Origin of the sequence: Streptomyces sp. NPDC002265 (assembly GCF_040296125.1) — a bacterium.
Taxonomy (GTDB): Bacteria; Actinomycetota; Actinomycetes; order Streptomycetales; family Streptomycetaceae; genus Streptomyces.
The window spans coordinates 1-15215 of record NZ_JBEOWS010000239.1 but is presented as its reverse complement, the minus strand read 5'-3'; the positions used below and the strand labels follow the sequence as shown (position 1 = coordinate 15215).

Here is a 15215-nt window from a genome sequence, read left to right as displayed (position 1 = left end):
ATCCTGGCGGCGGTAGCCGCCGACGAACGGTTCGCGCCGGTCCTGGCCGCGCACCACGCGGTGGACCGGCTGCTCGGCGCGGGGCCGGACGCCGCCGGGGACGCGGGCGGGCGGCTGCGGCTGTTCGAGGCGGTCGCGGCGCTGCTGGCCGACCTGGCCGGGACGGCGCCCCTGCTGCTCGTCCTGGAGGATCTGCACTGGGCCGACCAGTCCTCCCGGGACCTGCTGCGCTTCCTGCTCAGCCGCGGTGTCCTGGCCCGCCCCGTGGGCGGTGCGCCCGCCCACCGGCTCACCGTGTTCGGCTCGTACCGCGCCGACGACCTGCACCGCCGCCACCCGCTGCGTCCCCTGCTGGCCGAACTGGTGCGGCTGCCCGCCGTCGAGCGCCTGGAGCTGCAACCGCTGACCGACGGCGAGGTCGCACGACTGGTGCGGGCCCGGCAGGACCGTCCGCTGCCGGACGCGACGGTCCGCGGCATCGTGGAACGGGCCGAGGGCAACGCCTTCTACGCGGAGGAGCTGCTCGCCGCCACCGGCGCGCGGGTGGGCGGGGTGCCCAGCGGTCTGGCCGACCTCCTGCTCATCCGGGTCGAGCAGTTGTCGGAGACCGCCCAGCTGATGCTGCGGACGGCCGCCGTCGCCGGACGCCGGGTCGAACACGACCTGCTGAGCCGGGCGGTGGGGCTGCCGGAGGACGAGCTGGAGTCGGCGCTGCGCGAGGCCGTGGGGCATCAGCTCCTGGTGACCGACAGCCGCAACACGTACGCCTTCCGGCACGCGCTGGCCCGCGAGGCGGTCTACGCCGATCTCCTGCCGGGTGAACGGGCACGGCTGCACGGGGCGTTCGCGCGGCTGCTGGCCGGCCGGGGACACCCGGCCGAGACGGCCGCGGAGCGCGCCCATCACTACCGCGAGAGCCATGACCTGGCCGAGGCGCTCGCCGCGTCGCTGGAGGCCGCCGGGCACGCCCAGCGGGTCGGGGCGCCCGCGGAGGAGCTGCGGCACCTGGAGACGGCCCTGGACCTCTGGCCGGCGGTGGACGCGGCGGCGCGGCCCACGGGCGAGGGGACGGACCGGATCACGCTCACGCTGCGCGCCTCGGTGGCGGCGGCGCACGCGGGCGAGAGCCATCGCGCGGTCGCGCTCACCCGGGCCGCGCTGGCCGGTGTCGGGCAGGACGCTGACTCCGAACTCGCCGCCCGGGTCCGCTACACCCTCGCCGGGAACCTGCTGGGCGTCGACCACGGCGCGGCCTTCGCGCACAGCGGGGAGGCGCTCGCGCTCATACCTGCCGATCCTCCGTCGCCGACCTGGGTGTGGGCGGCGGCCACGCACGTCCTGGCGGCACGTCAGCTCGGCGACGACACCACCGCGTTGCGCGTCGCCCGTCAGGCGCTGCCGGTGGCACGGGAGTTGCGGGTGACGGACGCGCAGGCCGACCTGCTGATCTCGCTGACGGGGCTGGAGGGCGGCACCCGGCGCACCCCGCAGGGCCGTGAGCGGCTGAAGGAGGCCCGCGAACTGGCGCGCCGTTCGGGCAACATGACGGTCGAGATGCGGGCGCTGTTCCATCTGGCCATCGGCTGCTTCGAGTCGGGCGAGCTCCAGGAGTGTCTGCCCTGGCTGGCCGAGGGGCTGGACCGGGCCCGCCGCGCGGGGCTCCAGGCCGCACCGTATCCGCTGGAGATGCGCTATCTCCAGCTGCTGGCGATGTACACCCTGGGGCAGTGGGACGCGGGCCTGGTCGCGGCGGGGGCCGCCGCCGAGGCGCTGCCCCCGTCGGGCGGGTTCGCGCTGGGGCCCGCGTGGTACGTCGGTGTCGCGCGCGGCGACCGGACGGCCCCCGACCGGGCCCGGGAGCTGCTTCGCCGGCCCTTCGACTGGCTCGCCACGCTCGTCGCGGGCATCGTGCTGACGGACGACGCCGGACTGCGCGGGGACCCGCAGGAGGCCGTGGAGCGGGCCCGCACCACGGTCTCGGCGCTGTCCGAAGGGGGGCGGCTGCCGGATGCCGCGGTCCGGCTGGTGGCCCTCGCGCTGTCCGCGGTCGCCGACCGGGCCGCCGAGCTGCGCCGCACGGGGCGTACGGGCCAGCCGGGTCAGCCGGGCCCTGAGGCCGAGCTGGGCGGCTGGACGGACACCGCGACGCAACTGGTCGAACTGGCCCGGGAGACGGCCGCGCTGGGCAAGACCGGTGCGCCGCAGGGCCCGGAGGGGCAGGCGTGGCTGACCCGCGCGGAGGCGGAGTGGACCCGGGCCGTGTCCGGTCCGGATCCGGCGGTCTGGGAGAAGACGGTGGCCGCGTTCGACTACGGCGACGTGTACGAGCAGGCCCGCTGCCGGCTGCGGTTCGCCGAGGCGCTGCTCGTCACCGACCGCCGGGAGGAGGCCGCCGCGCAGGCGCGCGCGGTGCGCGAGAGCGCCGACCTGCTCGGTGCCGCGCCGCTGCGGGAGCAGGTGGACGACCTGGTCCGGCGCGGACGGCTGTCGGACACCCGGCCGTCCGGCGACCGCCTCTCGCCGCTGACCGCCCGTGAGCAGGACGTGCTGCGGCTGCTCGCGCTCGGCCGCAGCAACCGGCTGATCGGCGAGGAGCTCTTCATCACCGGCAAGACGGCCAGCGTCCATGTCTCCAACATCCTGGCCAAGCTGGGCGCCGTCAGCCGCACGGAGGCGGTGGCGATCGCCTACCGGGAGGGGCTGATCCCCCGGCAGGCGAGCGCGTCCGGCTGATCGCCCGGGGTGCCCCGCCCGAGTCCGGGTGTCCCGCCGGGGCGGGACACCCGGGACACCCGGTCCGGCCTCGCGTCAGTTGCGCGCGGCCGGGGTGTTGGCGGCGGTGACGTTGACGGCGGCCCAGGACCGGTCCACCGTCCGGTACTCCGTGCTGTCCGCCCCGTAGAGGTCCTTCGCCGCCTTCAGCGTCGCGACGCGCGCGTCGTGGAAGTCGGTCGTGGAGACCATGTAGCGCGTCAGTGCCCGGTAGTAGATCGCCGTGGCCTTGGTGCGGCCGATACCGGTCACCGGCAGACCGTCGTAGGTCGGCGAGTCGTAGGCGACACCGCCGATCGTCTTCTTGCCGCTGCCCTCGGCGAGCAGGTAGTACGCGTGCGAGGAGACACCGGAGCCGGCGTGGACCTCGGTGTCGTACACCGCCGGCGACCAGTAGTCGATCGTGCGTTCCAGCGTGTCGAGCGAGGGCTTGTCCAGGCGGCGCAGGAACTTCTGGGACAGGCCCAGCTTCTCGCCGATGAGGTAGTTCGGCGGGTTGTTCGGGTTGTTCGCGCTGAACTCGACGTTGGAGCCGAAGACGTCGGCGAGCGACTCGTTGAGCGAGCCGGGCTCGCCGTACTGGTTGCCCAGGTTGTCGTACCGGGTGGGCTCCAGAGCGGCGGTCGCGTCGACGACGCCGTGGGTGAGCTCGTGGCCGGTGACGTCCAGGACGACGAGCGGCTTCTTGAAGAAGGTCCCGTCGCCGTCCCCGTACAGCATGCAGTCGCAGTACGGGTCCCAGAACGCGTTGCCCACCTTGTTGCCGAAGTGGACCATGGCGCGGGCGCCCTTGCTGTTGTTCTCGATGCCCTTGCGGCCGAAGGTCTTCTTGTAGAAGTCCAGGGTCTTGGTGACGCCGTACTGGGCGTCGACCGCGGCGGTGGTGCGGCTGGAGACGGCGCCGTTGCCCCACTGGTCGTTCGTGGTGGTGAACTGCTTGCCCTGCGTGAAGACCTCGAGCTCCAGGCCCTTGGCGTCGCGCGTCTCGGTGCCCCAGCGGGAGGGGTCCTTCAGCACGTACGTGGTGGCGGCGGTCCGGGTGGTGACCAGCGGGACCTTGCCGACGAAGAGCGAGGAGCCGGTGCCGAAGGCGGTCGCCGGGTAACGCCCGGTGGTCACGGCGGCGGACGACACCGCGGCGGCCGAGGAGCCGGCGATCGAGGAGCCCACGATCGAGGAGGCGGACTGCGGGGCGCCGCCGACGGCCGGGGAGATCGTCTCGCCGCGCCGGCGCAGGGTGGCCAGCAGCCGGGGCGACAGGAACTCGTCCTGGTCGGGGGCGTTGCTGCGCACCGAGCCGGTGACGGCGTCGATGACGACGGTCCGGGAGCCGCCGCTCTCGGTGGTGTCGCTGTCGCTCACCCGCACCTGGTAGGCGAGGGCCGCGGATCCGTCGCGGGCGTCGACCACGAGCCGGGCGCTGCCCGCGTCGCCCTTGGCGACGGCGGCGGCCTTCTGCTCGGCCTGCCCCGCGGTGACCTTGGCCTTGGCGACGGCGGGCTTCACGGTGTGGTCGACGGCGCGGGTGACACCCGCGTACGCCAGGTTCCGGGTGAGGTGGACGACCAGGTCGCCGCCGAGGACCGGCATCCCCCCGTGCGTGCGGACGAACCGGACGTGGCGCCCGCCCTCCGGGTCGATCATCACGTCCTGGGCGTGCAGTTGGTCGCCGGGCGTGAGGCCGGTCGCCGAGGCGTGGGCGAAGGCGACGGCCACGGCCGCCCCCACCACGGACGCGGGCGAGGTCGAGGCGGTGCCCACGCCCGTCCCCGCGGCCGGGGCCGCGAGGGCCGTGCCCGCCAGTCCGGTGGCGGTCGTCGTCACCGCGACGGCCACCGCCAGGCTGCGTATATGGGGTCTGCGCACTGCTGAGGGTTCCTTAGTTCACAGACGGCCGGGAACACCGACCGCCCTGACGCATGGCGGGTCGAGCGCCATGGGGGCCGGGAGAGCCCCAGAGTGGAACCCTTATAGATCAGTCATGTCCATGTAAAGAGCAATTCGTCTTTTTAACTGCTTTTCATGGCATTACTTTGCAAATCCGCCCGCTCAGTGATCGGTGAGCGACCAACTGTGCGTCGACCGTGGAGATATGACGAGACGCGAGAAGGTTGCCCTCGCACGGGTGTGACACATCTCGCATTGACGTCCGCCCGTGGAACCCCATCCCCATCGACCGACGACGGACGAGGAACCACATGGTCACGACGACGGCCCGAAGAGGTACGGCACTGGCGACGGCGGCCCTGCTGTCGCTCCTGGCGGCACCCGCACACGCGACACCCCGGGCGGCGAGCCCCGCCGCGGAGCCGGCCACGACCACCCGGCCCCTGCTGCCCGAACCCGATCTCACAGGGCTGCGCGGGGTCCTGAACACGGCACAGCAGCAGGGCGCGCCGGGCGCCATGGCCCGGATCGACGACCACGGCACGGTCCGGTGGTCGGCCGTCGGGGTGGCCGACCGGACCACCGAACGGCTCCTGGCCGACACCGACCGCTTCCGGGTCGGCAGCATCACCAAGACCTTCTCCGCCGTGGTCCTGCTGCAACTGGTCGACGAGGGCCGGCTGAAGCTGGACGACCCGGTCGACCGTCATCTGCCCGGTCTGCTGCCCGACACCCGGATCACGGTGCGCCAGGTGCTGAGCCACCGCAGCGGCCTGTACGACTACACGAACGACATGTTCGCCGACTCGGTCGGGGGCTTCGAGGCGGTCCGCACCAAGGTCTTCACCTACCGCCAACTGGTGGCCCTGTCGCTGCGGCACCCGCGCACCACCGCGCCCGGCGGCGCCTACTCCTACTCCAACACCAACTTCGTCGTCGCCGGGCTGCTGATCGAGAAGCTCACCGGCCTGCCGGTCGGCACCGCGTACCGGAAGCGGATCTTCGACCCGCTGAAACTGCACGACACCTTCTACGTCCATCCCGGCACCGGGATCCCCGGCCGTCACGCCCACGGCTATCTGACCCCCGACAAGGCCGGCGCCCCGCTGGTCGACGCCACCGGGCAGACGGCGTCGTGGGCGCAGAGCGCGGGCGCGATCATCTCCAGCACCCGGGACCTCGGCACCTTCTACTCGGCGCTGCTGCGCGGCCGGCTGACCTCGGCCGCGCGGCTGGCCGAGATGAAGCGGTGGACCGTGGTCAATCCCACGCAGGGGTACGGGCTCGGACTGCGGCGGCGCGATCTGTCCTGCGGGGTGTCCGTGTACGGGCACACGGGTGCCGTGCAGGGCTACTACAGCTACGCGTTCACCAGCGGGGACGGCGGCCGCAGCCTCACCGCGCTCGCCACGACCTCCAACAACGGCAAGGTGCTCAACACCATGCTCGGCACGCTGGAGTCCGCGTTCTGCGGTACACGCAACCGGATGGGCGGCACGGCCGGGCGAGCCTCGTCGGTGGAGCGGCACGAGGACATCGCCCCGGGGGTCGTGCGGGACTGACACCGCGCGCCGGGGCCAGGAACCTCCGCATCGCGGGGTGCGTTGTCGGGAGGAGGGTCCCGGCACGTCCGGCCGGGTCCGGCACCGGACACCGGACACCGGACACCGGACACCAGACACCAGACACCAGACACCAGACACCAGGGCGGCAGGATGAGCGAGTTGGTCCCCGGGGGCAATGTGCCCCTCCCGGGCGGCGCGCTGACCGTCCGGGTGCCCGGCCCGTTCGACGTGTCCGCGCTCGTCACCGACGACAGCGGCCGGGTCCGGGGCGACGGCGACTTCGTCTTCTACAACCAGCCGTCCGCCCCGGGCGCCCGGCTCGGCGGTGACACCCTGCGGGTCGACCCGGCCGCGCTGCGCGCCGGCGCCACCCGGGTCACCGTGGTGATCAGCCCCGCGGACCCCGGCGCCTCCCTGGACCGGCTGCCCGCCCCCACCCTGTACGTCACCGACCCGCAGGGCCGCCCGCTCGCCCGGTTCACCCCGCCGCGGCCCCGGCAGGAGACGGTCCTGCTGCTCGCGGAGATATACCGGCGCGGCACCGGCTGGAAACTCCGTGCCGTAGGACAGGGGTACGCGGACGGGCTGGCGGGCCTCGCCCGGGACTTCGGCGTGGACGTCACCGAAGAGCCGCCCGGGGCGGCCGCAGCCGCGGCCCCCGCACCGCCGACGGCCCGCCCGGCAGCACCGACGGCCCGCCCGGGGGAGGCCGCGGTCCGGCCCGCGTACGGCCGGGCTCCCGTCCCTGCGGGCGGCCCCGCGCGGGGGCCCGCGCCCGCCCCCGATCCCGACGGCTTCCTGGACCTGGTCAACTCCGCCCGCGTCCGGGCCGGCTCCCCGCCCGTCGCCCTCGACGCCCGGCTGGCCGGTGCGGCGCGCGAGCACGCGGCGGCCATGGCCGCGGCCCGCCGCCTCGGCACCGAGGGACGGGACGGTGTCTCCGTCCACCAGCGCGTCACCGCCGCCGGATACGCGTATCTCGCCGTCGGCGAGCATCTGGTGTCCGGACCGCGCACCCCGGCCGAGTTCGTCGCGTACTGCCTGGACTCCGACCAGCCCCGGCACACGCTCCTGGACCCGGCGTTCACCCACGCGGGTCTGGCCGGGGTACCGGGCGGCGGCGACACCTACTGGACCGCGCTGTGGGCGACCCCGCTCACCGCAGGCGGACTGGCCCGGACCGAGGCCGAGGTCGTCGCCCTCACCAACACCGAGCGCGCCCGCGCGGGCCTGCGGCCGCTGTCCGCCGATCCACTGCTGGCGACCGCCGCGCGGGCCCACAGCGCGGACATGGTGGCGCGCGCCTTCTACTCCCACACCTCGCCCGAGGGGACCCAGCCTTGGGACCGGGCCGCCGCGGCGGGCTCCACCCGGCGCTCGATCGGCGAGAACATCGCGTGCGGTCAGCGCTCCCCCGCCGAGGTGGTCGAGGGCTGGATGAACAGTCCGGGACATCGGGCCAACATCCTCAAGCCCGACTTCACCCATATCGGGGTCGGCTTCGCGGGCGGCGGACCTGCGGGTACGTACTGGACCCAGCTCTTCGGCGCCTGAGAGGCAACCTCGTCGCCCGTTCCGACGTCTTGATCCACAACAGACGACGGCCCCGGCCTCCAACACCCGGGCAGATTTCCGGCGCACTATACACATCATGTATACACAGTATGTATACGTACGGTGCATAGATGCCGCGCCGGGACAGCGTCCCACCCCATGGAAAGGCATCGATGTACGGCAAAGCACGCGCCCCCGAGTACCAGGGCGCCCTCACCACCCTCTCCGTGAACTCGTCCCTGGTCGACGTGCTGGCCGCGGGCACCGAACAGCTCCGGGCCGCAGAACGGGCCGGGCAGCGCGGCGAGGCCGCGCGTTCGGGCCTGGCGGTGGCGGAGGCGCACCGACGGCTGGGGCAGGTGCGGGAGGCGGACCTGGCCTGGAAGGCGAGTTACCGCGCGGCCCGGGACGCGGGCGACGTCGCGGCGATGGCCTGGGCGCTGTGGAGCGGCGGCACCCTGGCCCGCCAGCGCGGCGCGTTCCCCCTGGCCTGGCGACTGCTGGGGCTCGCGGCCGAACTCGGTGAGCGCGGCGGCGACATCGTGGCCCGCGGCTACTCGCTGGCGGGCCTGGCCGAGACCGGCCGGATCCAGGGCGACTACGAGGCCGTCGGGCGGCTGCACGAGCAGCTCCTCGCCGAGGCCCGTCGGCGCGGCGAGGCCCGGCACACGGTCTGGGCGCTGGAGGGCATCGCCCAGATGCACCGCAACTCGGGCGCCTACGACACCGCGTACGGCCTGTTCGAGGAGGCGGCGGAGATAGCGGAGCGTGCGGAGGACCGGCGCGGGCACGCCTGGGCGCTGCGCGGGCTCGCCGACGTCGTCTCGGTGCGCGACGGCGACACCGGGCGGGCGCTGGCGCTGCTGGCCGAGGCGGAGACGACCTGCCGGGACATGAACCTGTCGAGCGCGCTCGCCTACAACCACAAGATGCAGGGCAACGTCCTCTACCGTGCCGGGCGTTGGGCCGAGGCCCGGGAGCGTTACGAGCTGGCGCTCGACGAGTTCCGTGCCATGGGCGAACCGCGCGGCGAGGCGCTGGCCCGGCTCGGTCTGGCCAAGTCCCTGGCCCGGCTGGGCCGCGACCGCGCGGAGACCGCGGACGAACTGGCGGATCTGGCCCGGACCCTGGAGCGGATCGGGCTGCGGCACGCCCGGCAGATGGTGACACGGGCGCAGGAGGAGCTGGGCATCGACACCGCACCGCGCACGGACACGGGAGCGGCCCCGGAAACGGGTACCGCCACCAGCACCGGCGTCGGCGTCGGTACCGGCACCATCCTCAAGACGGCCGCCACCGCCACTGCCACTGCCACTGCCACCGGCGAGGAGGCCGCGCGATGACGACGATGCCCGAAGCCCTCCCCGCAACGCCGCCGCCCGCCTCTCCCCGCGCCGCCATCGGTCCCCACGCTCTCGCCCCCTCCGTTCCCTCCGCCTCCCAGGTCCTCGACCGCTGCCGCACGCTGGTGGATCCGGCACTGCGGGAGGCCGTGGGCCGGCTGCATCCCTGGCTCGGGGAGATGGCCGCGTACTCCTTCGGCTGGTGCGAGGTCGGCGGTGCGCCGGCCGCCGGCACCGGCGGCAAGGGGGTGCGGCAGGCGCTGGCCGTGCTGGGCGCGGAGGCGGCCGGCGCACCGGCCCGGACCGGCGTCCCCGCCGCGGTCGCCGTGGAACTGGTGCACGCCTTCTCCCTGGTGCACGACGACATCATGGACGCCGACGCGACCAGGCGCCGCCGCCCCACCGTGTGGAAGGCGTACGGCACGGGTCCGGCGGTGCTCGCGGGGGACGCGCTGTTCGCACTGGCCGTGGAGACGCTCGCCGTCGCGCCCGGCGGGCCGGGTGCCGTGGGTGCGCTGTCCGCGGCGCTGCGTGAGGTGGTGCGCGGTCAGGCGGACGACCTGCTGTTCGCCGAGCGCCCGTGGACCGGGCCGCACCGTGTGCGGCCCGCCGAGTACCGGACGATGGCCGAGGGCAAGACGGGAGCCCTGCTGGGCTGCGCCGCCGCCCTGGGCGCCCGGCTCGGCGGCGCGCCGCCGTCGACGGCTGCCGCGCTCGACCGGGCGGGCCGGGAACTGGGAGTCGCCTTCCAGGTCGTCGACGACGTACTGGGCATCTGGGGCGATCCGGCCGTCACCGGCAAGCCCGTGCACGGCGATCTGCGCGAGCGCAAGAAGACACTGCCCGTGCTGCTCGCCCTCGACGCGCCCGCTCCGGCCGCAAGCCGCCTCGCGGCGCTGCTGACGGTGGGCGGGGACGCCGAGGAGGCGGCGGAGCTGGTCGAGCGGGCGGGCGGGCGCCGGGCGGCGCTGGCCGAGGCCGGGCGGCGGGTCGCCGCCGTGGAGAAGGCGCTCGGCGGCGCGGTGCTGCGGGAGCCTGCCGTCGCCGGCCTGCGGTCCCTGCTGGGGTTCCTGGTGGACCGCGAGCTCTGAGACCGGCCGTTCCGGGTGCTCACCGGACGCGGTGCGTCGCGGCGCAGAAAATCCGGCGCGGCACTTTTCGTATGGGAGTTCTCTTACCGCTGGTTACCGCAAGGTGGACCCGTCAGTAACCGCTATCAGGGTTACGCGTGGATGAATTCATGGCGCCCGCTCGCGGCGCGGTGCCGTGTCACCCCGCCCGAGGTGGGAGCGGCGGCCGGGCCGCGCACCGGCCGTCCGACGCATTTTCAGCACCGTGGGACCGGACCATTTTTGAACGAAGGACAGGAATTCCCGGGAAGTCGCATCCGATTGAACACACCCCGTCACGGCTCCCGTACCCATGGGAAAGCAGAACTACGCGGGTTGCAGCGAGGGATGACGATGGCCGAGGCGCATGTCTTCACACAAGAGTCGGTGGCCGGGCGGTACCGGCTGCTCGATGTCGTCTCCCGCGAAGTGAACCGGATCTGCTGGTACGGCGAGGACCTGGAAGCCCAACGCCCCTGTCTGCTCACCCAGATCGGGTTCCCGCACGGCGCCGCCGACGCAGGTCCCACAGGCGAGGAGGCCGTCCGCCGGACCACCGGCCGGATCCTGCGCATGTCGGAGACCCTGGTACGGCTGTGCCCCGGGCGGGTCGTTCCGGTGGTCGACGCGGTCGAGGACGCGGGCACCCTGTGGACCGTCACGGAGTGGGTCGACGGCACCCCGCTCAGCGAACTCCTCGACCGGCAGGGCTCCTTCGACCATGTGCGGGCGGCCCGGATCGGGCTCGAGCTGCTGGACGTGCTGGAGGCCGCGCACGGTCAGGGCATCACGCACGGCGAGCTCAGCCCGGGCCAGATCCACGTCCCCGACCGGGGGCCGATCATGGTCACCGGGTTCGGGCTGGCGGGCGCGACGCTCGCCCCCAGGGTCACGGCGCCGTCGTACGCCTCCCCCGAACAGGCACGTGACGAACGCATCGGCCCCGCGGCCGACCTGTGGGCGCTGGGTGCGATCCTCTACTCGATGCTGGAGGGGCGTCCGCCGTTCCGGGAGCGGGAGCGGCCCGAGGCCACGCTGCGCAGCGTGGACCGGCTGCCGCTGCGCACCCCGGTGCGCAGCGGGCCGCTGACCCAGGCCGTGCAGGGGCTGCTGCGCAAGAACTCCCGGGAACGGCTGACCCGCCCGCAGCTGCGCGAGATCCTCGACCGCGTGCTCACCGCGGACCCCGACGCGGCGCAGCCCGCCGTGCCCGCGCCCCGGCTGCGGGGCGCGTACGTCGCCGTCCGGCACGCCGGTCCGGAGTGGAGCGGCCGGGCCATGGCCGTGGGGACCGGCCTGGCCGTCGTCACCGTCGCGGTCGCCGTGCTCGCCACCACCGGCCGGCCGGCCGGCAGCGACGCCGCGACCGGCTCCCGGTCCCGCCCCTCGACGTCCTCGGCGGCCTCCGCCACGGCCGGCGCCCCGGACGGTGAAAGACCCGCCGGCACCCCGACCGCCACCGCGACGGCCCCCACGCCGTCCCCCTCGGGCTCCGCCACCGCGCTGCCGGCGGGCTTCCGCGTCTACTCCGCACCGGAGGGCTTCGCCGTCGCCCTTCCCGACGGCTGGCAGCCCCTGCGCACCGAGCGCGCGGCCGATCGGGCCTACCGCGTCACGTTCGGCGCGGCGGGCGATCCGCGCACGCTCGCGGTGACGTACAGCGAGAACGCGGGCCCGGACCCGGTCGCCGTGTGGCGGGACGAGGTGGAGCCCAACCTCGCGCAGGACGCGGGGTTCCGGCGGATCGGGGAGATCCGCGCCACCACGTACCAGGGCCACAAGGCCGCCGACATGGAGTGGCTCGCCGACGTGGGCGGCACCGGGGTGCGCACCTTCGGCCGCGGCTTCCTGCTCGGCGGGAACCGCAGCTTCTCCCTGCGCTGGACGACGCCCGCCGCCGACTGGGGCAGCGCCGCGAACCGGCAGGCGCTGGACGTCGTGCTGCGCACGTTCCGGCCCGGGTCACAGCGATGAGGCACGCGGCGCGCGCAGGGAGCGCAGCCGCCCGCCGTGCAGCGGTTCGGTGGACCAGCGGGCCGTGAACGTCCGGTCGTCGAGCGCGCAGGTCACCACCAGCCGGTGCGGTGTCTCCAGGAACAGCACGTGCGCCTGGAGCGTGCGCCCGTCGGTCCACCCGCCGCTGGCCGCGGTCGGCAGCGGCTCCTGCGCGAGGCTCCACCGGTCCGGCCCGAGCCGGAGCCGATGGGGTTCGCCGTCCTCGGTCAGGGTCAGCGTCCAGCCGTCCGGGTCCGCGGCGACGGCGACCGAGGTCAGGTCCGGCTGGGCGGCGCAGACCCCGCCGGCCGGGGTGAACTCGGCGCCGGCCCAGTCCCCGGCCCGCTCGGGCGGCGCGCCCAGGCCCGCGGCCGGGGGCAGCGCGAGCGCCGCCAGCCGCTGTGCGAGGTCCGCGTCCGCCCGCGCACGGCCGGGCAGGGGCGCGGGGCCGAAGGCGGGCAGCAGATGCCGCCAGACCAGGTTCAGCAGGGCCTGCATCTGCACGGTCGCGGCGGTCGTCGCGATCACGGCGTCGTACTCGGGCAGCACCAGGCAGAACTGGCCGTACGCCCCGTCGCCCCGGTAGCCGTGCCGGGACTGCCAGAACTGGAACCCGTAGCCGCGTTCCCAGTCCTGCGGATCCGCCGCGCCCACGGCGACCGAGGTGGGGATGTGCTCGCGGGTGGCCAGCTCGACCCACTCCCGCGACAGCAGCCGCTCGCCCGCCCAGAGCCCGCCGCTCAGATACAGCTGGCCCAGCCGGGCGACGGTGTCGGTGGTGGCGTGCAGTCCGCTGTAGCCGAGCTCGCGCCCCGCCCGGTCCCGCAGCCAGGACACGGCTCCGATGCCGAGCGGATCCAGCAGCCGTGGCCGCAGGTACGCGGTGAGGGACTGCCCGGTCACCCGCTGGACGATCGCGGCCAGCGTGTACGTGGTCGGCTGGTTGTAGGCGAAGACCGTGCCCGGGTCGCGTTCCGGTGGCAGCAGCAGAAATCCCCGTACGGGCTCCGCGGGGTCGAGGGCGAGGGACTCCTGGACGGTCTCGGCGAGGTGTCCGCTGGACATCGACGCCACGTGCCGTACCCGCATCGCGCGGCTGCGGGCGTCGGTGATGTCGGCCGCGAACTCCGGGAAGTACGAGATCACCGGGGCGTCGAGATCGATCAGCCCCTCGGCCAGGGCGAACCCGGTGGCCGTCGCGGTGAAGCTCTTGCTGAGCGAGTACAGCAGGTGGGGGCGCTCGGGCGTGTAGGGCGCCCACCAGCCGGAGGCGACCAGCCTGCCGTGTCTGACGATCATCAGACTGTGCGGCTCGATGTCCGGCGCGTCCCGCAGGGCGTCGAGGAACGCGTGGACGCCGGACGCGTCGACGCCCTCTGCGGCGGGGGTGCTCGTGGGCAGGGCTCGCTCGCTCATACCGGCATCCTCCCCCGGGGCCCGGTCGCGTTCGACGGCATTTCCCGCCTCGCGGACGACGACTTCCGTCCGGAACTTCCGTCCGGAACTTCTGTCCGGAACTTCTGTCCGGAGCTTCCGTCCGGAATGTGAGGTTTCCCGCTCGGAGCGCGGCGCCTTCCCCACAGCGTGCGCCGGTTCCCGCCCGGCCGCCCCCGGCATGCGCGCCGGATTCGCCCGGCGCACACGGATCCCTGCGGGTCGTCCGGGTCCGGCGGGCGCACCGGGACCCGGCGGCTGCGCCCGGTGATCCCGTCCGAACCCGGAAAACATCACCAATGGGTCCATATAGGCTGGTCGGTCCGCACCCGCTCAGACCGACAGTGCCGCCACCGATCAGGAGTGCCACCCGTGACCGTAGCGATCGTCCCGCCCGAGACCTCTCCCGCGCCCCTGTCCGACCTGGTGGCGCGCGACGCGCGCGAGTTCGGCGTGTACGCGCGGACCGGCGGCTGGGCCTTCGGCCTGATGGTGGCGCGCAGCGTGCGGCCCGGCGGGCAGGGCGCGGACGAGACGGCCAAGGTGTCGGCGAAGGAGTTCGCGGAACTCGCGGAGTGCTCCGCCGAGCGGGTCATGCGCTACTACAAGGCCTGGGACCGGGCCGCCGACGACGGTGTCGTCCCGCATTTCGAGGCGCTGGCACCGGGTCAGCAGGTCGAGCTGCCGGACGCCGACCTGTGGACGGGCTACTACGACTCCCGGTCCACCGCCACGTCCGAGCGCGGTACCGCCATCGCCGAGGCCGCCGAGGCCGAGGGCATCCGTCCGACGAAGGCGCTGGAAGTGGCCGAGAACCCCACCGCCCTGCGCGCCGCCATCCTCGCCGACCCCTCCACCGCGCGGGCCGCCCGGCAGGCACTGCTCGACCGCGTCCGGGAGGACCCCGAGCTCCAGACCGAGTGGGCGCGCGACGTCGTACGCACCGACGATCTCAAGAAGGCGGTGGCCTCCGAGAGCCGCTCCGCCGACCGCATCGGGTACGTCCGCCAGATCGCGGAGTCCGGGCAGATCAGGACGCCCGCCGGACAGACCGTCGACGCGCCCGTCCCGCTGCGCCAGGAGGCCGAGCGGCATCTGTCGCTGCTGGACGAGCTGGAGGACGACGAGGACACCGTCGAGTGGGCGGCCGAGGCCTACGACACCATGAAGTCCCTCGTCGTCGAGGCGGTGGAGGCGGACGCCGGGCTGCGGGTCCAGGAACGGCGGACGAAGTTCTACAGCAGCCTCCAGAAGGCCACGAAGGTCTTCGAGGAGCTGACCTTCGACGACGCCGAGGAGTTCTACGAGGACGACATGGTGCAGCGGCTCGAGGAGCTCCAGACGGCGATCGGCACGGCCATCACCGCGCTGCGCACCTCGCGCGAGCGGCACCCGGAGAGCTGATTGACATGCTCCTCGCCCTGAAGCGGCGAGGATTCTGGCCTTCCCTGACTGGTTGCTGTGCCGCTATGCGGCACGGTTTCCGGTCGGGAATCCGTGGCTTCCTGTTTCTTCGCGCTGTGCCAGAACGGGTTCTTGTCTTACCGGCGCTCCGC

The 15215-nt window shown here is 74.1% G+C and carries 9 protein-coding genes; 7 read left to right on the top strand and 2 right to left on the bottom strand.

The window, feature by feature from the left end; all coding sequences use genetic code 11:
• A partial coding sequence (locus tag ABT085_RS32010) for a helix-turn-helix transcriptional regulator (protein WP_351615775.1) occupies positions 1-2733 on the top strand: 2733 nt, incomplete at its 5' end.
• Between the two features lie 75 nt (positions 2734-2808).
• On the opposite strand, the gene ABT085_RS32005 is transcribed toward ABT085_RS32010, so the two are convergent.
• Positions 2809-4638 (bottom strand): M4 family metallopeptidase, encoded by a 1830-nt coding sequence (locus ABT085_RS32005; RefSeq protein ID WP_351615773.1) that lies wholly within the window; start codon positions 4636-4638, stop codon positions 2809-2811.
• A 332-nt stretch (positions 4639-4970) separates the two neighbouring features.
• Between ABT085_RS32005 and ABT085_RS32000 the strand changes: the two genes are divergently transcribed.
• The 5 genes from ABT085_RS32000 to ABT085_RS31980 all read left to right on the top strand — a co-directional run bounded on the left by ABT085_RS32000 (position 4971) and on the right by ABT085_RS31980 (position 12204).
• A complete protein-coding gene (locus tag ABT085_RS32000; protein WP_351615770.1) occupies positions 4971-6221 on the top strand; it encodes a serine hydrolase domain-containing protein in 1251 nt (416 codons plus the stop codon).
• Positions 6222-6374: 153 nt separating this feature from the next.
• Complete coding sequence (locus ABT085_RS31995) at positions 6375-7778, top strand: CAP domain-containing protein (RefSeq protein ID WP_351615767.1); 1404 nt, start codon at positions 6375-6377, stop codon at positions 7776-7778.
• A 173-nt stretch (positions 7779-7951) separates the two neighbouring features.
• Positions 7952-9121: a tetratricopeptide repeat protein gene (locus tag ABT085_RS31990; protein ID WP_351615764.1), complete on the top strand. Its 1170-nt coding sequence runs from the start codon at positions 7952-7954 to the stop codon at positions 9119-9121.
• Entirely contained in the window at positions 9118-10212 is a 1095-nt protein-coding gene (locus tag ABT085_RS31985; protein WP_502982851.1) for a polyprenyl synthetase family protein, read from the top strand. Before ABT085_RS31990 ends, ABT085_RS31985 begins: the two co-directional genes overlap by 4 nt.
• Before the next feature lie 366 nt (positions 10213-10578).
• Positions 10579-12204, top strand: coding sequence for a serine/threonine-protein kinase (locus tag ABT085_RS31980; protein WP_351615761.1), 1626 nt, complete (start codon positions 10579-10581; stop codon positions 12202-12204).
• On the opposite strand, the gene ABT085_RS31975 is transcribed toward ABT085_RS31980, so the two are convergent.
• Complete coding sequence (locus ABT085_RS31975) at positions 12193-13641, bottom strand: serine hydrolase domain-containing protein (RefSeq protein WP_351615758.1); 1449 nt, start codon at positions 13639-13641, stop codon at positions 12193-12195. The genes ABT085_RS31980 and ABT085_RS31975 overlap by 12 nt on opposite strands.
• Before the next feature lie 390 nt (positions 13642-14031).
• On the opposite strand from ABT085_RS31975, the gene ABT085_RS31970 reads away from it, so the two are divergent.
• The gene (locus tag ABT085_RS31970; RefSeq protein WP_351615755.1) at positions 14032-15063 is read left to right on the top strand and encodes a hypothetical protein; all 1032 of its coding nucleotides are present in this window, start codon (positions 14032-14034) and stop codon (positions 15061-15063) included.
• Positions 15064-15215 lie beyond the last annotated feature (152 nt).